The sequence below is a fragment of the Zunongwangia sp. HRR-M8 genome, assembly GCF_027594405.1.
In the GTDB taxonomy this organism is placed as follows: Bacteria; Bacteroidota; Bacteroidia; order Flavobacteriales; family Flavobacteriaceae; genus Zunongwangia.
In genome coordinates this window covers 614,973-633,510 of sequence record NZ_CP115161.1, presented here as the reverse complement: position 1 = coordinate 633,510, position 18,538 = coordinate 614,973, and the positions used below count along the sequence as shown (strand labels likewise).

Here is an 18,538-nt window from a genome sequence, read left to right as displayed (position 1 = left end):
TTATATATAAAGTAACTTAGGTTTGTGCAAAGATGATTAAATTTGTAGTGCAAAAAAAATTTTATGAAATTCTTGAAAGGCACGAAGTTGTATAGCATTTTAACGGGAACCTGTCCCGTATGTCAGGAAGAGAGCATGTATAGAGAAAAAAATCCTTTTAAACTAAACAAAGTTTACGAGATGCATGATCATTGTTCTCACTGTGGTACCAAATATAAGATTGAGCCGTCATTCTTTTACGGAGCAATGTATGTAAGTTATGCGGTAGGAGTTGCATTTTCTGTAGCTGCTTTTATCATTGCGCACTACTTTCTTGGTGGCGGACTATTAACTTCTTTTTTTGCTATCGTAGGCACACTTATCGTCTTTATGCCAATTATTATGCGCTTATCCAGAAACATCTGGATCAATTTATTTCTGAAGTACGATAAAAATGCAGCAAAGAGAAAACAAAACAGGAATTAGTTTTTGTAATATTTTTTCTGAAATCGAGTAATATCAACTTCCGGAGGCAGTGGAATACCATCCTCTATAAAATTTAATAAATTTTCTGAAAGCAAAGGGCCAATAAGTACACCTCTACTACCAAAACCATTGCATAAAAAAAGATTTTTATGCTGAGGATGATTACCTAACAACGGTCTTCTATCTGCTGTGGCAGGTCGAATTCCTGATACCTGATCTACAATTTCGTATTCACAGCTAATTAGCTTATCCAAATCTTTTTGAAGCTTTGTTCTCGCTTCTAAAGTAGGTTCCTTCGTTTTATCCTTATGATCGTATGTTGCGCCTACCTTGTAGAGATCATTACCTAAAGGCAAAATAAAAACAGATGATTTTACAGCTTGTTTTAACTTCAAATCTTTCGATTTGATAATTAAATATTCTCCCTTATTTCCTCGTAATGGTAAATAATTAAAAAATGGGTTATCTACAAGCCCAAAACCATCACAAAAGATAATATTTTTAGCTTTCTTATCTTTATAAATAACAAAATCACCCTCGATTTCTAAAGCCGAATAATCGAATTTTTCTTCTTTTAAAATGGAATACTTTTTTAGATAATCTCTGTTTGCTGAAATTAACTTTTCCGTATCTATGGCGCCAGTTTTCTCTAACTTTCCAAATGAAAAATCTCCGGAGATATTCGAGTTCACCTCTCTTACTAGTTGAGTGCCCATAAAAGGGGCTAATCGCAAATTATCTGCCGCTTCAAACCAATTATTTTGTTCCTCTATAGATTGAAATCTCCTATAAATATTAAATGGCTGAATAAAATTAGTATTTAGCTTTTTTTCAAGCTCTTCATAAAAAGGAATTGAGTAACTAATTTGTTTATCTGCTTCCCAGGCTAATGTAAACCGTTTTAATATAATTGGATTATAAATACCACCGGCAACCTTCGAAGATTCTTGAGAATTATCCTCAAAAACAACGAATTTCTTATTTCTTTTTTCAAGATGGTTACTAATTGCTATTCCGCTTAAACCTAAACCAACGACGATATAATCCAGCATACTTTGTTATTTTCAAATACAAATTAAGCATAAAAAAAGCGCCTATTAAAGGCGCTCTATTTATTATTTGCAGAATTACGAATTAATAATTCCACATATCTTGCTCAAAATTACGAATCTGTTCTTTAATACGCTCAGACTCTAATAATTGCATAAAGCTATTATCTACAATATAATCGTTAATTGCTCTATCGCCCTGTACGTTGTCTTCCTTAAAAATAACAGAATTGAATCTTCTGGCATTTAAAAGTTGATCGTACGAGATAACAGTATTATTCCCTATATATGCTTTAGCCTCGTACAATGCATCACGAGCATCTGGATACCAAACCCAAAACAAATCAACAAGGTCGTTAAGTTCTGAGTCGTCGATAAAGTTTACATCTGGAGCCCTTGGTGCAATACCAAGAATTCTATACTTAAGCTCTGCTTGTCTTTTATCGAAATACCAAATTCCACGTATTTTATACTGAACGATATCGGCAGCACCCAAATCTCTTCGATCAATAAATTGCTCATCAACTTCTTGACCGGCATTGTATTGTTCGATACCATAATCTGTAGTATCTACACGAGAAATTGTTGCTCTAATATCCTTTAAAGTTCTTTTCTCCGTAAAGTAGGAATCGGCATAAATATTTTCAATTTTACCGTTTTTTATAGCACGAATTAAAACATCGTAAAGTGACCTTCTGTTGGATGAAATATTCATTGTATCCACAGGGTAGTACAAAGGAAAATTAACTCTCTCATTCAAATCGATGATCTCCCAAGTCCCTTTAGACCAAAGTACATCACGATCATCTACATAACCATATTCTAATGGCCCACCTTCAGTATTATCTTCGGAGTCTGTTTTAGACTTCCCAATGTCTTCTGGCTTTTCTGCATTTAGAATACTCGCTGTTTGTGACATACCGGTAAAACCGATAAATAACAATAAGCTAAATATTATATATTTTCCTTTCATAAATAATTACTTTTCTTAATTCGTAAGTTCTACAAATACTGGTGCAATTTTTTTAAGTCTATATCCACTGTTTGAATTAAGTGAAGCTTCAATATCAAAAATTTGCACGGTTTCTCCTCTTCCTGCTCTACGTAAAGCAGCTTTCGCTGCATTATCCAATCTATTACCTCTAACAGTCACTGTTGGCTGCCCAGAAACCTTAAAACTAAATCCAGTTACTCGAAGACCTATATCAAAATCGAAATCAGGCAATTCTGCTCCAACTTCAGAAATCTCAAGACTATTTCTCTGCATTTTAACTGAACCGGTTTCTTTACGAATAGAACCAACCGGACTAGGGATATCTTTAATTCTAAATGTAGAACTAGAAGGATAACTTTTACCGTCAATTGTTCCGGTTACATTAATTTTTACTTCTCTCGCTTGTACACTAGTTACATCCATAACGTAACTACTTCCCGAAACTCGGCTCAAACCAGGTGCACTTGCACTAATATTATTATCCTGAACACCAGCCATTGAAATTGTAAGCGGGTTTTTAACTCCACGATATACAACATTCATTTTATCAGCTGAAATAGTTGCACTATTAGGCTTAGGAATTACTGCAAATTCTTGTTCTACAGGCACTAAAGTTTCTTCTCCATCTTCAGCAAAAATTAACTGACCTGTTAACTTATGACTACCAGCATTACCCGCAGGAACATTTAGAACAACTTTACCGCCTTGTAAAGAATAATCGTCACCAGAAAGTGTTCTCCCGTCTAATTTCAATTCTACCTTATTTGGTTTAGTAGTAGCATCTGTCCTACCAAGAACAATAGCTCCATTGAATGTTTCCCCTTGATAATAAGCAGACTTAGGTGTTTCTAACAATGTTGAATAATTTGTCATTGAAACTTCTTCCTGCAATTGTCCCGATAACATTGAAGAAAGAATATCATTTTCGGTCGTTTTAACATCCGACTGAATTTGCGTCATCTGAGTAATGGAAGCAATTAATGGAAATCCTTCAAAATTATAAGTTAACCAAGGCTTTTTAGTACCTTCGCCATCTTCTTCTTCTGAAGTATCAAATTTTGCCGCAATCTCTTTGTTAAGAGCGCTATAATCCTCCCCTAATGTATTAATTACACCCTCTCTATATTCGTTAATCTTATCTACGAATTCCTGACCTCTTGGACTAACTTTTCCACCAGTGAAAAATCGTTCATCCAGAATATCTGTTTTATCCATTGCCTGATAATCCTGTGGATCATCTAAATCGGCAGTCAATTCGCTTTTAACCCCCTCAATATAAGAATCTAAATTCTGTGATAATTGATTAATAGTTTCCGCTTTTTGCGCTAGTTCAGCATATTTTTCTGCCTGCTCATTTGCTTTTGATTGCAAACCTTGCATAGCTGATGCGTTTCGCTGTTCGGTAGTGGCGTTTGCCTGCTCCAACTTCTCATTCATAGAACCGAAGGCTACCAAAACTTCTTTAGACATATTAAGTGCCATCATTGCGATAAACACTAAATACATCAGGTTGATCATCTTCTGCCTAGGGCTTTGTTTTCCTGATGCCATGTATTATTTTCTAATAAGTTTATATTATAAAGTTCTTAAAATTAAGCTCTACGTTGACCATTCATCGCAGTTAGCATACCTCCATAAACACCGTTTAAAGAAGCAAGATTCTGTGTTAAAGAATCCATTTCAGCTCTAAGTTTACCAGCATTTTCTGCAACAGCTTTGTTAACCTCAGCTTGTTTTGAAGCAGATTCTACCTGAACTTTATAAATACTATTTAGAGTTTCCATTTGCGTAGCAGCAGTTGTTAACTCCTGGCTATATTTTTTCTGAGAAGCCATAGCATCTACTGTTGGAGCAATTCCTTTAGCTGCACCTTCAAAATTTCTAATGCTATCTCCAAGACTTGACATTAAAGCCGCGTCTACTTTAGCATCTCGTAACATTTCATCAAGCTTTTTAGAAAGCATACCCTGAGCGTCCTTTGTTTCCTCTACAACTACCTCTTTTTTCTTAGGAGAAACCATAGCAGCACTCCCTTCAGACAGTTCGGGATATACAAGAGACCAGTCGTAACCTTCGTCTACAGGTTCAAATGCTGAAACAAGGAATACAAATGCCTCAGTCACAAGACCTGCGATTAGCATCTCGTTACCCAAAGGCCAGTGCATAATTTTAAAAAGCGCTCCAATAATAACTACGGCCGCACCGATACCGTAAACCATGTTCATCACCTTCATTCTAGTTTTTGATTGTGCCATAATAAATAATAATTAAAATTTAAGTTTTAGGAATGTATTTAGGGTTAAGTGGTTACTCAAAAGTAGTTTGTTGATTTAATGGAACATCGTTGCCAAGATAATCCTGCACAGTTCTAAAGCCAATATAACTTCTCGCAGAGTCTGCATATTCATAATCTCTTGATGAAACTTGTAAGAAATAAGCCACATCTTTCCAAGATCCACCTCTCACAACTTTTCGTGCATCATCATAATCATTTACAGTAGGATTCATAGAAGACATATAATCATAGCTAGATGCATCGTAAGAAGAGTTAACCCATTCTGCGACATTTCCTGCCATATTATATAAACCATAACCATTTGGATCGAAAGATTGAGCTTCAACAGTGTATAATGCCTGGTCGGCAGCATAATCTCCTCTTAAGGGCTTAAAATTAGCCATAAAACAACCTCTATCATTTTTTGTATATGGTCCACCCCATGGATAAGTTCCTCCTTCCAGTCCACCTCGCGCAGCATACTCCCATTCTGCCTCTGTTGGCAAACGGTATGATGGCACATTACTATCTCCTCTAGATTTGCGGAAATCATTGTTATATTTTGTTCTCCATTGTGCAAATGCTCTGGCTTGTTTCCAGTTCACTCCAACAACAGGATAATCATCAAATGCGCTATGCCAAAAATAATCGTTGTGCATAGGCTCATTATAACTATAATTAAAATCTTTAATCCATACTGCTGTATCAGGATAAACTTCTACAACTTCAGTCTTCATATATTCCCGACGATTTCCTTTACCTCTTGCAGCTGCCTGAATATCCATCCAGCTGTACTTGAATTTCAATTTCTCAACGTCGATAGTTCGAGTGCCATTATATGCGTCTTCCTGCGGAATATATAACTGGTCCATCACTCTTGCGTAAGCAACATCTGGATAATCCTGCGTATCCCATATAATATCTACGTCTTTATTTAACTTACGGTTTTCATAAGCATCCATTTCTCCACCAGAACCATAAGTATCCAACATGTATTGTTGATAAGGTGTAAGATCAGATTCATCGGCATCTGCAAAAGCATATTCACCAATACCTTCTGATCCAGCAGTAGCGCCCTCTAGCTCGGCTTCCATAGCCAGCATCACGCGAACAACCGAATCTTTAACATAATTTACAAATTGGCGATATTCTGCGTTAGTGATTTCAGTCTCATCCATATAGAATGTATTAACTGTAACCGTTTTTGGGGGAGCGTTTAATTGTCCTGCTATATCATCATCTGATTTCCCCATGATAAATGAGCCTCCAGGCACTAAGGCCATACCAAACGGCTCCTCTGGGTTCCATCTTTCTCCTTTCGCACCTACAAGCTGCCCTCTGTCATTACTACCACAACTGTAGATTAAAGCAAGAACAGCAACCAGCGAAACAATTTTCTTCATAATACTTTTAGGTTAAGACATCTCAAATTTAGGCGGTAAACCTATCCAATTATTTTCTAAAAAACAACAGTTTTAAGAAAATAACCACATACAAAGGCTATGCCTAATTATTAAACTTCGTTTTTTCTTTTTGCTTTATACCATCTTTCTGGAATCACCTGATTGCAAGCTTCCAGATAATCTTCCTCACTACAAGGTAATAACGTAGTCCTCTTTAATTTAGTATGGAGGCTAGCTACGTAAGGAATTTCGATCCACCAGCGCCCACTTGTAGGACTTTTAAAAAACACTAAAATATCATCATCTATAGGGACTTGATATTTTATAAAATCCTGTTTAGCGGCAACTGTATTTTCGTTATTTCTATAATTAACACCTTCAGCAAAGTACCAAATCATCTGAGCCACAAGCATCTCAGACAACGCATTCAAATTAGAATTATATTCAAAAATACCAAAAGAACTCACTTTATCACTTAGCCCTGCATACCTGGATATAGCACAAATTTCTTTTCCATTAAAGCCGTTTGGCGATTTGAAGTATGAATGCCCTATTGAAGCTGCATCTATACTATTTAAATCTACGCTTACCAAATTCGCTGCTCGCATTATTGGTTCTATTAGGGAAATGTCATTACTAATTTCTCCCAAGCGGTAGGCATCGAAAAATAACCGATCCATTAATTCTATTTCTTCCTGAGAGTTAAAATAAGTTTGATATCCTATATTAGAATAGTTAAAAAGATTGTAAGGCTCATTAACTATAATTTTAGAAACGTAAGATTTATTAGAAATCACCTGCTCTGCATCACCAAGATCAAATCTGGCATCTACATTTACAAGATTTACCATCTCATCTAAAGTGTCATAAGCTCTGTATTGCGCATAAAGCAGATCCTGAGAACCGCCAAGCAAAACAGGAATTACGCCTTTTTTCACTAAATCTGCAACCGTTTTTTCTACTGCAAAATAAGTATCTTTTACAGTAGCTCCTTTCTGAATATCACCCAAATCGGCAATATTTAAATGCCAATTCCCCGGAAAAAGACTGTAAAAAGCTTTTCTAATGCTATCGAAACTGAGCAAATCATCTTCATCATTTTCAGATAAACGGCTTTCTCTAATACCAACGATTGCAATTTGAACATCATCAAGATCCGGTATCCCAGTAAATTCTGAATTAAATTTAACCTTAGAACCCATACTATGCGCATTTAAGCTTTTTGCATAGTCAATTAAATCGTTACTAACAGGACTTAAAAAATCCAACTCCATTCAGCTTATTTTTTCGATGTTTTTTTTGTGGTCTTCTTGGTCGCTTTTTTCTTAGGTGCTTTTTTGGCGATTATGTCTTTAGCTTCTTCCAAAGTAATTTTTGTAGCGTCTACTGTTTTTGGCAATTCTACCTTGGTTTTACCCTTAATAACATTAGATCTTCCCCATCTGGCTTTTTCGACTCTAATCCCTTCCTCTTCCCAGTTATGAATTACTTTTTCGCGCTCCTTACGCTTTTTATCTTCAATAAGCTCTTCTATATCTTCATTAGAAAGATTATCAAAATCGTATTTCTTATTTACATTTATAAAAATACCATTCCATTTTAGATAAGGCCCAAAGCGCCCTACTCCTTTTTGAACCGGCTTTTCCTCGTAATGATATATTGGAGCATCGGCTTTCTCTTTTTCTTTAATTAGCTCCATAGCGCGATCGAAATCTACACTCATAGGATCTTCTCCTTTTTCAAGAGAAACGTATTTTTTACCGAATTTCACATAAGGGCCAAAACGGCCATTATTTACCTCTACTTTTTCATCCTTATATTCCCCTAATTCCTTCGGAAGCTGAAAAAGATCCATTGCTTCCTCATAAGTGATGGTATCTAAAGTTTGATCTGGACTTAAACTGGCAAATTTTGGTTTTTCATCATCTTCTACCGAGCCAATTTGAACCATTGGACCAAATTTACCTAAACGAACACTCACCGGCTTTCCGGTTTCGGGATCTTCTCCTAAAATTCTTTCCCCAACTTCACGATCTGCATTTTTAGCAACGTCCTGAACATGAGGATGAAAATCGGTATAAAAATCTTTCATCATTTTTGTCCATTCTTCATTTCCTTCGGCAATATCATCAAAGCTTTGCTCTACTTTTGCTGTGAAATTATAATCAAGAATATTAGAAAAATGATTTACTAAAAAGTCATTTACTACTTTACCTACTGCGGTTGGCACCAATTTACCTTTATCACTTCCTACGGTTTCACTTAATTTCTTTTCTGAAATTTTTTCGTTCTCAAGGGTAAACTGGATATATTCACGTTCTGTCCCATCTACAGAACCTTTTTCTATATAATTTCTATTCTGAATTGTAGAAATCGTTGGTGCATAGGTAGACGGCCTACCAATACCTAACTCCTCTAGTTTCTTTACCAAAGAAGCTTCAGTATATCGATAAGGCGGTCTTGTGAATCTTTCCGTAGCATTAATAAATATATTCTGAAGCGCTTCATTTACCTTCATTTCCGGCAACATTCCGCTTTGTTCTTCAGAATCTTCATCATCGCTACCTTCCAAATAAACTTTTAAGAATCCATCGAATTTCAAAACTTCACCGTTTGCCGTAAATATTTTATCGTGTTTATTTGCTTCAATCTTAACATTAGTTCGCTCTAATTGCGCTTCAGACATTTGAGAGGCAATAGCGCGTTTCCAAATCAATTCATACAAACGTTGCTCGTCACGATCTGCTTTAACCGAATGACTTGCGAAATTAGTAGGACGTATGGCTTCGTGAGCTTCTTGAGCTCCTTTAGTTTTACCTTTAAATTGCCTGGTTTTAGCGTATTCTTCTCCGTAAGCTTTTAAGATTTCTCTATTGGCTCCTTTACGCGCATCTTCAGAAAGGTTTACGCTATCGGTTCTCATATAAGTAATGTGACCAGCTTCGTAAAGACGTTGCGCTAAAGTCATCGTTTTACTTACCGAAAAATATAATTTCCTGGAAGCTTCCTGCTGTAACGTAGAAGTTGTAAATGGCGGTGCCGGAGATTTCTTAGCAGGCTTTTTAGTAAGATCGGCTACTTTAAAATTAGCACCAAGGTTATCTTTCAAGAAAGTCTCTGCCTCTTCTTTTGTATCAAAATTTTTAGGCAGTTTAGCCCTAAACGTTTTACCTTCAGCATTGGCAAATTCAGCATCTATTCTATAGGAAGCTTCGGCTTTAAAATCTTCAATCTCACGTTCTCGTTCAACAATAAGCCTAACCGAGACACTTTGCACTCTTCCTGCAGAAAGTCCTCCTTTTACTTTTCTCCATAAAACAGGAGATAATTCGTAACCTACAAGCCTATCTAAAACTCTTCTTGCCTGTTGTGCGTTTACCAAATTATAATTAATCCCTCTGGGATTATCAATAGCTTTTAAAATGGCCGTCTTGGTAATTTCATGAAACACAATTCGCTTAGTACGATCGTCTTTTAGCTTTAGCTCCTCAGCAAGGTGCCATGCGATAGCTTCTCCCTCACGGTCCTCATCACTAGCAAGCCAAATGGTCTCTGCTGTTTTAGCTAAACCTTTTAGTTTCCTAACTACATCTTTCTTATCCTTGGAGACTATATATTTAGGAGCAAAATCTCCCTCAGTATCTACACCTAACTCTTTTGTTGGAAGGTCGGCAATATGCCCAAAGCTAGAAGCCACCTTATAATCTTTACCCAAAAACTTTTCAATCGTTTTGGCTTTGGCAGGAGACTCCACGATCACTAAATTTTTTGCCATAGTTTACAGTTTTGTAAGTGCAAAAGTATATCAATTTTTTTTTAACGTAGGAAATGAATCATTAAATCGGTTTTAAAATGCAAGTATTTAGTCTTAAACTGCTCCATTTTGGAAGCTATTTATGTAAAATAACATGCCCGCAATACTGCAGGCATGTAAAAAAATAACCAAACATAAATAACAATAGTATTTAATACACTTAATAGATTGATTTTACTATCTTTATAACCAATTACAACTAGTGTTTACCCCGATCTCTAACAGTCATCATTAGGCAGAATTATTTCATAGGTGTTATATTTTCATTGATTTTGTTAGCAACGATCGGGGGTTTCACTCTTTTCTTTATTTTTCTGAAAGAAAACATCCTCAGCCTTCCATAAAAATTGTTTCGTTTTCACAAAATCAAAAGGTTCTACCTTTAGCTTTTTTAATTGCTTTTCTCATCTTAGATGCAGAAAAACATAAAAGGTTGCTTAAAAATTATAAAAAAAATTACTGCCACTTTGGCACAATAACCTTAAAACGTATCTTTGCCATCTAATTACCTAAGCTTAGTATAGCATTATGGAGAAGATTATTGATGAAAAGCAGCAGGGAAACACCCTGATTATTGAGCCAAAGACCGAAAATAAAAGAAAACTCTTTATTGAAAGTTATGGTTGCCAGATGAATTTTAGCGATAGCGAAATCGTTGCTTCCATCCTTTCTAAAGAAGGTTATAACACAACACAACAGCTGGAAGAAGCCGATTTAGTTTTAGTAAATACCTGCTCGATTAGAGAAAAAGCAGAACAAACGGTAAGAAAACGTCTCGAAAAATATAATGCTGTTAAGCGCATCAACCCTAATATGAAAGTTGGGGTTTTAGGTTGCATGGCCGAGCGTCTTAAAAGTAAGTTCTTAGAAGAAGAAAAAATTGTGGATTTGGTTGTTGGGCCAGATGCTTACAAAGACCTACCAAACCTTATAAGTGAAGTTGAAGAAGGTAGAAATGCTGTAAACGTAATTCTTTCTAAAGAAGAAACTTATGGTGACATTTCTCCTGTACGCTTACAAACTAATGGAGTTTCTGCTTTCGTATCGATTACCAGAGGATGCGACAACATGTGTACTTTTTGCGTCGTTCCTTTTACCCGTGGTAGAGAACGTAGCCGAGATCCACAGAGTATTATCGAAGAAGTAAACGATCTTGCTGAAAAGGGCTACAAAGAAATTACCCTTTTGGGCCAAAATGTAGATAGTTATCTTTGGTATGGTGGCGGATTAAAAAAAGATTTTAAAGACGCCACACCAATGCAAAAAGCAACAGCTACCAATTTTGCTGCTCTATTAAATTTGGTTGCAGAAGCTCAACCAAAAATGAGAATTAGATTTTCTACGTCTAATCCGCAGGATATGACGTTAGATGTTATAGAAGTTATGGCTGCACATCGCAACATTTGTAATTATATTCACTTACCCGTTCAAAGTGGTAGTGACCGTATGCTTCAAAAAATGAATCGCCTTCACACTCGTGAAGAATACTTCACCTTGGTTGATAATATCAAAAAATTAATCCCAGATTGTGGAATTTCTCATGATCTTATTACGGGATTCCCTACCGAAACTGAAGAAGATCATCAGGATACTATTTCTTTAATGAAATATGTGAAATATGATTTTGGTTTTATGTTCGCTTATTCTGAAAGACCGGGAACCATGGCTGCCAGAAAATTTGAAGACGACATTCCACACGACATCAAAAAAAGACGTCTTTCTGAAATTGTTGCTCTTCAGCAGGAACATAGCAGATATAGGACTCAGCAATTTTTAGGAAAAACTGTGGAAGTACTTATCGAAAAATCATCAAAAAAATCTGATGCACATTGGAGTGGTCGAACTTCACAAAATACAGTAGCTGTTTTCCCAAAAGAAAATTATAAGGTTGGTGATTTTGTAAATGTAAAAATTAATGATTGTACCAGCGCAACATTAATTGGCGAACCTGTTGGATACAGCGACAATAATTAAGACGATTTTCAGTTTAATTTTTCAGGAATTAATCAGTAATAATCAATACTGCATATTTTTAAATGGAATCAGTACAGGCCATAAAGCAACGTTTCGGGATTATAGGAGACGACCAAAAACTTAACCGGGCAATTGAAAAAGCAATACAGGTTGCTCCAACTGATATTTCGGTTTTAGTAACTGGAGAAAGTGGTGTTGGTAAAGAAAGCATACCTAAAATAGTACATTCGCTTTCGCATAGAAAGCATGGAAAATATATAGCGGTAAACTGTGGTGCAATACCAGAAGGCACCATCGACAGTGAGCTTTTTGGACACGAAAAAGGTGCATTTACCGGTGCAACACAAACCCGTAGCGGTTATTTTGAAGTTGCCGATGGCGGAACCATTTTTCTTGATGAAGTTGGCGAACTTCCGCTTCCCACCCAGGTTCGACTTTTACGGGTTTTGGAAAATGGAGAATTTATAAAAGTAGGTTCTTCTAAAGTACAGAAAACCAATGTAAGGATCGTAGCTGCGACCAACATCAACATGTTCGAATCGATCAAAAAAGAGAAATTTAGAGAAGATCTTTACTATAGATTAAGCACTGTAGAAATTAATTTACCCGCTCTAAGGGATCGAAAGGGAGATATTCATCTACTTTTCAGAAAATTTGCTTCAGATTTCGCATTAAAATATAAGATGCCCACCATTAGATTGGAAGATGATGCTGTTCTTTTGATGCAAAAATATCATTGGGGCGGTAATATTCGCCAGCTTCGCAATATTGCTGAGCAAATTTCAGTTTTAGAACAAAAGCGATCTATCAACGGTAAAGAGCTGAAAGAATATTTACCAGATATGGGTAGCAATTTACCCGCAGTAATTTCAGATAAGAAAAAAGAAAGCGATTTTAGCAACGAGCGTGAGATTTTATATAAGGTTCTTTTTGACATGAAAAACGATCTTAACGATTTAAAGAAACTTACGCTAAAGTTAATGCAGGAAGGCAACTCTAAGGAGGTTAGAGATGAAAATGAAGGTTTAATTCAGAAAATCTACGGAAATGGCGATGAGGATGAAGAAGACTTTAATGTAGAAGATCTGGATAGTGACAATCTTGAAGTTCTACAAATCCCGCAACAAAGCAGTAATAATGATTATGATCCTCAGCCAGAGAACATGTCTGAAAAGGACAAATATCACTTTGCTGAAGAAATCGAAGAAGAGGAAACACTTTCACTTCAGGATAAAGAATTAGAGCTGATCAAAAAATCACTGGAGCGACACAGCGGCAAACGTAAAGCAGCTGCTGAAGAGTTAGGTATTAGCGAACGCACACTTTACCGAAAGATCAAACAATACAATTTATAATTAATATTTGCCGTTTTAGAAGCAATATTTGGCAACCGAACCTATGAAGAAATTAGGACTAGTTTTATCGATTTTTAGTATTTTAACACTGGTTTCCTGCGGAATTTATTCTTTTACAGGGGCAAGCACAGGAAATGCGGAAACCTTTCAAGTTAACAATTTTCAAAATACGGCAGATTTAATTGAACCAGGTATCGAGAGAACTTTTAAGTTAGATTTACAGGATCTTATTCAAAGCCAAACCAACCTTACTTTAACCAATAACAATGCAGATCTAATTTTTGAAGGCGAAATTATCGATTATTATATCGCCCCAATGACGGCGACTGCGCAAAATACAGCTGCACAAAACCGTTTAACAATCGCAGTCCAGATAAGATATTATAATACTTTAGAGCCAGAAAAAGATTTTGATAGACGCTTTTCTTTTTATTACGATTACCCGGCAGGACAACAATTAATTGGTGGCAATTTGGATACCGCCATCGATGAAATTTATGATCGAATTACACAGGATATTTTTAATGCAGCTTTAACCGACTGGTAGAAATTATATGGATATAAAGAATTTCACATATTTATTAGAACATCCCGAGGAAGTTTCTCCACAGGAAACCAGAGAGCTGGAAGATATTCTAATGAATGCACCTTATTTTCAGGCGGCACGTGCAATTCGATTAAAAGGATTAAAAGATGCAGAGAGCCCATCGTATAACTCAGCTTTAAGAAAAACCGCTGCTTTTACTACAGACCGTGAAATCCTTTTTGAATACATAAGCTCTGTAAATTTCAACCAAAGTAGAATTGCAGATCAAATTAAAGAACAAGAAAACAAACTTTACAATCTTGAAGTTACCGAACCAATACAGGTACTTGGTAAAAAAAGTATGGCGATTGGGGAAGCGATCCAAATGAAGCAGGACGAATCTGATAAAGTGATGGATCCTGAATTATTTGAACGTTCTAAATCTAAAAATGCTGCGGAAGTACAAACAGAATCTGAATCAAAACAAGAACCGAAAGATCAATTAAAAATTGGGCAACCTTTACAGTTCAATAATTCTGAATCTCACAGTTTTTCAGAATGGTTACGTTTAACTTCAGCCCAGCCACTTCAGCAAAAAAAAGAAGAAAAAGAGGAGGATACACCAGAAAATATTCAGAAGAAATTTGACATTATTGATCGTTTTATTTCTAAAAATCCCAAAATCAAACCAACTAAATCTGCACCGAAGGCCAGCACACCAGATTTATCCACTCCCGCACCCGAAGCCTTAATGACAGAGACTTTAGCCCGGGTTTATCTGGAGCAAAAGAATTACAAAAAAGCAATTCAGGCATATAAAATTTTAATTTTGAAAAATCCCGAAAAAAGTGGTTTCTTTGCAGACCAAATTCGAGCAGTCGAAAAAATTCAGGAAAATAATAAAGAGAAAGAATGAGCACTTTTACAATTTTTTTAGTTTTAATAGTTATCGTAGCATTTTTGCTAGTGGTAGTTATCATGGTGCAAAATCCTAAGGGAGGAGGATTATCTTCTTCTATTGGTGGCGGTGGCCAACAAATTGGTGGTGTACAAAAAACAAATGACTTTCTAGATAAAAGTACATGGACACTCGCAACCGTTTTACTTGTACTTATTCTTGTAAGTAATGTATCTATTATGGATGGTGGTAATGGTTTCGAAGATTCCAAAATTTTTGATGAGGATGAAGTAGAAAATACTTTACCACAAAACAATGTACCAGCACAGCAAAATGAGCAATCACAAACTGCTCCTGCTGCAGATAGTGCTCAATAAAATACGATCCCATTTTTATTAATGGTTAAAAATGCCAGCTTGTCACTAAGCTGGCATTTTTTATTTATTAATGTCAGCTTTTTTCACGTGGCATAATTTTCGAAATATTCAGTTTCGAGTTTTTAAATTAATTAATCAAAATAAAATTATAGAAAATGGGACTAAACATTAAACCGCTTTCTGACAGAGTTCTTATCGAACCTGTAGCAGCTGAAACTAAAACAGCTTCGGGTATTTACATTCCAGAGACTGCTAAAGAAAAACCACAAAGAGGTAAAGTTGTTGCAGTTGGTAAAGGAACCAAGGATCATGACATGACTGTTAGTGTTGGTGATACAGTTCTTTATGGAAAATTTGCTGGTACCGAACTTAAATTGGAAGGTACAGATTATCTTATCATGAGAGAGGACGATATTCTGGCTATCGTATAGTTTCTTTCTAAATTCAATTTAAAATTAACCAATTTTTAGCTGACTTTTTTCGGCTACTAAAATTTACAATAAAATGGCAAAAGAGATAAAATTCGACATCGAAGCACGTGACGGAATTAAACGTGGTGTAGATGCTCTTGCAAATGCAGTAAAAGTAACATTAGGACCTAAAGGTCGTAACGTAATTATAAGTAAATCATTTGGTGCTCCAACAGTAACTAAAGATGGTGTTTCTGTAGCTAAAGAAATCGAGCTTGAAGACGAGCTTGAAAATATGGGAGCGCAGATGGTAAAAGAAGTTGCTTCTAAAACTAACGATCTTGCTGGTGACGGTACAACTACTGCTACTGTTCTGGCTCAAGCTATCGTTAAAGAAGGCCTTAAAAACGTTGCAGCAGGTGCAAACCCAATGGATCTTAAAAGAGGAATTGATAAAGCTGTAGAAGCTTTAACTAAAAACTTAGCTGAGCAAACTCAGGAAGTTGGTGATTCTTCAGAAAAAATTAAGCAGGTTGCTTCTATTTCAGCAAACAACGATGAGCTTATTGGTGAATTAATCGCTGAAGCTTTTGGAAAAGTTGGTAAAGAAGGAGTTATTACTGTTGAAGAAGCAAAAGGAACAGATACTTATGTAGATGTTGTTGAAGGTATGCAGTTTGATAGAGGTTACCTTTCTCCTTACTTTGTTACTAACAGTGAGAAAATGACTGCTGATTTAGAAAATCCTTATATTCTTCTTTTCGATAAGAAGATTTCTACAATGAAGGATCTTATGCCTATTCTAGAGCCAGTAGCGCAATCTGGAAAACCACTTTTAATTATTGCTGAAGATGTAGACGGTGAAGCGCTTGCTACTTTAGTTGTAAACAAATTAAGAGGTTCTCTTAAAATTGCTGCTGTAAAAGCTCCAGGATTCGGAGATCGTAGAAAAGCAATGTTAGAAGATATCGCTATTCTTACCGGTGGTACTGTAATTTCTGAAGAAAGAGGATTCTCTTTAGAAAATGCAACTATCGATATGTTAGGTACTGCTGAAAAAGTAGCTATCGATAAAGATAATACTACTGTAGTTAACGGTTCTGGTGATGATAATGCTATTAAAGAGCGTGTAAACCAAATCAAAGCTCAGATCGAAACTACAACTTCAGATTACGATAAAGAAAAACTACAGGAGCGTCTTGCTAAATTAGCAGGTGGTGTTGCAGTACTTTATGTAGGTGCAGCTTCTGAAGTTGAAATGAAAGAGAAAAAAGACCGTGTAGATGATGCACTTCATGCAACTCGTGCAGCTGTAGAAGAAGGTATTGTTGCCGGTGGTGGTGTTGCTTTAGTAAGAGCTAAAGCAGTTCTTGAAGCAATTTCTACTGAAAATGCAGATGAAGCAACCGGAATTCAAATTGTAGCTCGTGCTATCGAATCTCCGCTTAGAACAATTGTTGAAAACGCAGGTGGTGAAGGATCTGTAGTAATCAATAAAGTACTAGAAGGTGATAAAGATTATGGATACGATGCTAAAACCGACACGTATGTAGATATGATGAAGGCTGGTATTATTGATCCTAAAAAAGTAACTCGTGTAGCTTTAGAAAATGCAGCTTCTGTATCTGGAATGATTTTAACAACAGAATGTGCTTTGATCGACATCAAAGAAGATAATGCTGGTGGCGGAATGCCTCCACAAGGAATGGGTGGCGGAATGCCAGGAATGATGTAATTACATCTCTAAACCCAAATCATTTAAAAAGCTGTCTTATTCATTTAAGGCAGCTTTTTTGTTTTAAAATAACCAGAGAGAGAGAGAGTAGAGATAGCTATAAATAATTTTTAACTCCAGAAACTATCTACAAGATTATTAAATAAATCTGATGAAAATCATAAACTAAAAATCCTTTTTTTCTTCGAAACTTTTTGAGGAAAGGTATTGATCAGTATTTATTTCACTATTCAAATTTTCCCTAAAAATCAAAATAACTATTCTGAAAAAGTAATAGAAAATATATCCTGAAAAAAGTAAAGAATTCAGATTTATCGGTGAACAAAAAAGTGATACAAATTCACCTAAAATTAATAGAAATTGAAGTCTGACCTATTGCATATAGCTATCCTTCTGAAATTCACAAGTTTCGTAAGAAAAACTTAAACCGCAACATTTGTTGGTTTAGTGAACTAGCGCTCCTATAAGACCTGTTTTAAAATCGCTCCAATCCATAATTATCTGAAAAACAACTATCGCCAGAATAATTAATACGGTGATTTTAAGATTTTCCTCCGGTTTTCTCTTCTTTTCAGCATTCATATTAAAAAACGTTTGGACTAGCTAAATTATAAAAAATTATTAAAACACACCAACAATTTTACGCCCATGATAAGCTCTTGCACCGATACATTTATGCATTTCGCCTAAATTGCTACTAGTAATTCTTCCAGCGGGCATGATTTCCAGCTTTTTATCTGCAATTGCAAGCATTTCTTTCAAAGTTGAAATTCCTTCTTTCGCGGTCGTTTTTCCTCCTGAAGTCAAAATCGTAGAAATTCCATCGATTTTAACTAAGTCTTCAGTTGCTTTTAAAATATCCGGAGTTTCATCAATCGCTTTATGTATGACTACTTTTAATGGTTTAGAATGCGCTACCAGAGTCGAAATTCGGTCTAAATCTAATGTGTTATCTGTATTCAAAATTCCAAAAACTACTCCTTCTACTCCAACTTGATGACAAAATTCAATATCCTTCTTCATTCTTAAAAATTCATCTTCAGAATACACAAAATCTCCTGCGCGAGGGCGAATCATAACTCGAATTGGAATCTGCACCTGCTCTTTTGCCTGCTGAATTACATTTCTATCAGGAGTAATTCCATCTAAAGCTAAGTTTGCGCATAATTCAATTCGATCTGCGCCAAACGCCTCAGCTCTTAAAGCTTCTTCTAAAGATTCTACACAGGCTTCTTTTTTTAAATTCGTCATTTGTCACAAAAT

17 protein-coding genes are annotated in these 18,538 nt (G+C 35.8%); 8 read left to right on the top strand and 9 right to left on the bottom strand.

All coding sequences use genetic code 11. The features are described 5' to 3' along the window. Nucleotides 1-63 precede the first annotated feature (63 nt). Nucleotides 64-465 (top strand): DUF983 domain-containing protein, encoded by a 402-nt coding sequence (locus PBT89_RS02790; protein WP_270059271.1) that lies wholly within the window; start codon nucleotides 64-66, stop codon nucleotides 463-465. Here the strand turns inward: PBT89_RS02790 and PBT89_RS02785 are convergent. From PBT89_RS02785 to topA, 7 genes are all read right to left on the bottom strand, one after another. Then, the gene (locus tag PBT89_RS02785) at nucleotides 462-1,517 is read right to left on the bottom strand and encodes an NAD(P)/FAD-dependent oxidoreductase (RefSeq protein WP_270063302.1); all 1,056 of its coding nucleotides are present in this window, start codon (nucleotides 1,515-1,517) and stop codon (nucleotides 462-464) included. The genes PBT89_RS02790 and PBT89_RS02785 overlap by 4 nt on opposite strands. 82 nt (nucleotides 1,518-1,599) lie before the next feature. Beyond that, the gene (porN, locus tag PBT89_RS02780; RefSeq protein ID WP_270063301.1) at nucleotides 1,600-2,487 is read right to left on the bottom strand and encodes a type IX secretion system ring protein PorN/GldN; all 888 of its coding nucleotides are present in this window, start codon (nucleotides 2,485-2,487) and stop codon (nucleotides 1,600-1,602) included. A 15-nt stretch (nucleotides 2,488-2,502) separates the two neighbouring features. After that, nucleotides 2,503-4,059 (bottom strand): type IX secretion system motor protein PorM/GldM, encoded by a 1,557-nt coding sequence (gene porM / locus PBT89_RS02775; protein ID WP_270063300.1) that lies wholly within the window; start codon nucleotides 4,057-4,059, stop codon nucleotides 2,503-2,505. A 41-nt stretch (nucleotides 4,060-4,100) separates the two neighbouring features. Continuing rightward, nucleotides 4,101-4,763: a type IX secretion system motor protein PorL/GldL gene (porL, locus tag PBT89_RS02770; RefSeq protein WP_270063299.1), complete on the bottom strand. Its 663-nt coding sequence runs from the start codon at nucleotides 4,761-4,763 to the stop codon at nucleotides 4,101-4,103. Nucleotides 4,764-4,815: 52 nt separating this feature from the next. Continuing rightward, nucleotides 4,816-6,186, bottom strand: coding sequence for a type IX secretion system lipoprotein PorK/GldK (porK, locus tag PBT89_RS02765; protein ID WP_270059276.1), 1,371 nt, complete (start codon nucleotides 6,184-6,186; stop codon nucleotides 4,816-4,818). 110 nt (nucleotides 6,187-6,296) lie between these two features. Further along, complete coding sequence (locus PBT89_RS02760; protein ID WP_270063298.1) at nucleotides 6,297-7,460, bottom strand: formimidoylglutamase; 1,164 nt, start codon at nucleotides 7,458-7,460, stop codon at nucleotides 6,297-6,299. A gap of 5 nt (nucleotides 7,461-7,465) precedes the next feature. Continuing rightward, a complete protein-coding gene (topA, locus tag PBT89_RS02755) occupies nucleotides 7,466-9,961 on the bottom strand; it encodes a type I DNA topoisomerase (RefSeq protein WP_270063297.1) in 2,496 nt (831 codons plus the stop codon). Between the two features lie 567 nt (nucleotides 9,962-10,528). Between topA and miaB the strand changes: the two genes are divergently transcribed. The 7 genes from miaB (at nucleotide 10,529) to groL (ending at nucleotide 17,275) form a co-directional block, all read left to right on the top strand. Further along, nucleotides 10,529-11,974, top strand: coding sequence for a tRNA (N6-isopentenyl adenosine(37)-C2)-methylthiotransferase MiaB (gene miaB / locus PBT89_RS02750; RefSeq protein WP_270063296.1), 1,446 nt, complete (start codon nucleotides 10,529-10,531; stop codon nucleotides 11,972-11,974). Nucleotides 11,975-12,036: 62 nt separating this feature from the next. Then, the gene (locus PBT89_RS02745) at nucleotides 12,037-13,329 is read left to right on the top strand and encodes a sigma 54-interacting transcriptional regulator (RefSeq protein WP_270063295.1); all 1,293 of its coding nucleotides are present in this window, start codon (nucleotides 12,037-12,039) and stop codon (nucleotides 13,327-13,329) included. Nucleotides 13,330-13,372: 43 nt separating this feature from the next. After that, nucleotides 13,373-13,876: an LptE family protein gene (gene lptE, locus PBT89_RS02740; RefSeq protein ID WP_270063294.1), complete on the top strand. Its 504-nt coding sequence runs from the start codon at nucleotides 13,373-13,375 to the stop codon at nucleotides 13,874-13,876. Between the two features lie 7 nt (nucleotides 13,877-13,883). Then, on the top strand, nucleotides 13,884-14,771 hold the full coding sequence (locus tag PBT89_RS02735) for a hypothetical protein (protein ID WP_270063293.1): 888 nt from the start codon (nucleotides 13,884-13,886) through the stop codon (nucleotides 14,769-14,771). Beyond that, nucleotides 14,768-15,130 carry a preprotein translocase subunit SecG gene (gene secG, locus PBT89_RS02730; RefSeq protein ID WP_270059283.1) on the top strand — a complete coding sequence of 121 codons (363 nt, stop codon included), beginning with the start codon at nucleotides 14,768-14,770 and terminating at the stop codon, nucleotides 15,128-15,130. Before PBT89_RS02735 ends, secG begins: the two co-directional genes overlap by 4 nt. Nucleotides 15,131-15,285: 155 nt before the next feature. Further along, nucleotides 15,286-15,561 carry a co-chaperone GroES gene (locus PBT89_RS02725; RefSeq protein WP_270059284.1) on the top strand — a complete coding sequence of 92 codons (276 nt, stop codon included), beginning with the start codon at nucleotides 15,286-15,288 and terminating at the stop codon, nucleotides 15,559-15,561. A gap of 73 nt (nucleotides 15,562-15,634) precedes the next feature. Continuing rightward, a complete protein-coding gene (gene groL, locus PBT89_RS02720; protein WP_270063292.1) occupies nucleotides 15,635-17,275 on the top strand; it encodes a chaperonin GroEL in 1,641 nt (546 codons plus the stop codon). A gap of 444 nt (nucleotides 17,276-17,719) precedes the next feature. Here groL and PBT89_RS02715 read toward each other — a convergent pair whose 3' ends face one another. Together PBT89_RS02715 and PBT89_RS02710 are read right to left on the bottom strand one after the other, a co-directional pair. Next, nucleotides 17,720-17,857: a hypothetical protein gene (locus tag PBT89_RS02715; RefSeq protein WP_270059286.1), complete on the bottom strand. Its 138-nt coding sequence runs from the start codon at nucleotides 17,855-17,857 to the stop codon at nucleotides 17,720-17,722. Nucleotides 17,858-17,896: 39 nt separating this feature from the next. After that, complete coding sequence (locus tag PBT89_RS02710) at nucleotides 17,897-18,526, bottom strand: copper homeostasis protein CutC (protein ID WP_270063291.1); 630 nt, start codon at nucleotides 18,524-18,526, stop codon at nucleotides 17,897-17,899. Nucleotides 18,527-18,538: the final 12 nt, after the last annotated feature.

Excerpts from the sequence above, each read along its gene's own strand:
- PBT89_RS02745 (WP_270063295.1), top strand. The coding sequence starts at position 12,037 with ATGGAATCAGTACAGGCCATAAAGCAACGTTTCGGGATTATAGGAGAC.
- PBT89_RS02735 (WP_270063293.1), top strand. The coding sequence starts at position 13,884 with ATGGATATAAAGAATTTCACATATTTATTAGAACATCCCGAGGAAGTT.
- PBT89_RS02710 (WP_270063291.1), bottom strand. The coding sequence starts at position 18,526 with ATGACGAATTTAAAAAAAGAAGCCTGTGTAGAATCTTTAGAAGAAGCT.
- porK (WP_270059276.1), bottom strand. The coding sequence starts at position 6,186 with ATGAAGAAAATTGTTTCGCTGGTTGCTGTTCTTGCTTTAATCTACAGT.
- PBT89_RS02760 (WP_270063298.1), bottom strand. The coding sequence starts at position 7,460 with ATGGAGTTGGATTTTTTAAGTCCTGTTAGTAACGATTTAATTGACTAT.
- porN (WP_270063301.1), bottom strand. The coding sequence starts at position 2,487 with ATGAAAGGAAAATATATAATATTTAGCTTATTGTTATTTATCGGTTTT.
- PBT89_RS02715 (WP_270059286.1), bottom strand. The coding sequence starts at position 17,857 with ATGAATGCTGAAAAGAAGAGAAAACCGGAGGAAAATCTTAAAATCACC.
- groL (WP_270063292.1), top strand. The coding sequence starts at position 15,635 with ATGGCAAAAGAGATAAAATTCGACATCGAAGCACGTGACGGAATTAAA.
- porM (WP_270063300.1), bottom strand. The coding sequence starts at position 4,059 with ATGGCATCAGGAAAACAAAGCCCTAGGCAGAAGATGATCAACCTGATG.
- PBT89_RS02785 (WP_270063302.1), bottom strand. The coding sequence starts at position 1,517 with ATGCTGGATTATATCGTCGTTGGTTTAGGTTTAAGCGGAATAGCAATT.
- lptE (WP_270063294.1), top strand. The coding sequence starts at position 13,373 with ATGAAGAAATTAGGACTAGTTTTATCGATTTTTAGTATTTTAACACTG.
- porL (WP_270063299.1), bottom strand. The coding sequence starts at position 4,763 with ATGGCACAATCAAAAACTAGAATGAAGGTGATGAACATGGTTTACGGT.
- PBT89_RS02725 (WP_270059284.1), top strand. The coding sequence starts at position 15,286 with ATGGGACTAAACATTAAACCGCTTTCTGACAGAGTTCTTATCGAACCT.
- secG (WP_270059283.1), top strand. The coding sequence starts at position 14,768 with ATGAGCACTTTTACAATTTTTTTAGTTTTAATAGTTATCGTAGCATTT.
- miaB (WP_270063296.1), top strand. The coding sequence starts at position 10,529 with ATGGAGAAGATTATTGATGAAAAGCAGCAGGGAAACACCCTGATTATT.
- topA (WP_270063297.1), bottom strand. The coding sequence starts at position 9,961 with ATGGCAAAAAATTTAGTGATCGTGGAGTCTCCTGCCAAAGCCAAAACG.
- PBT89_RS02790 (WP_270059271.1), top strand. The coding sequence starts at position 64 with ATGAAATTCTTGAAAGGCACGAAGTTGTATAGCATTTTAACGGGAACC.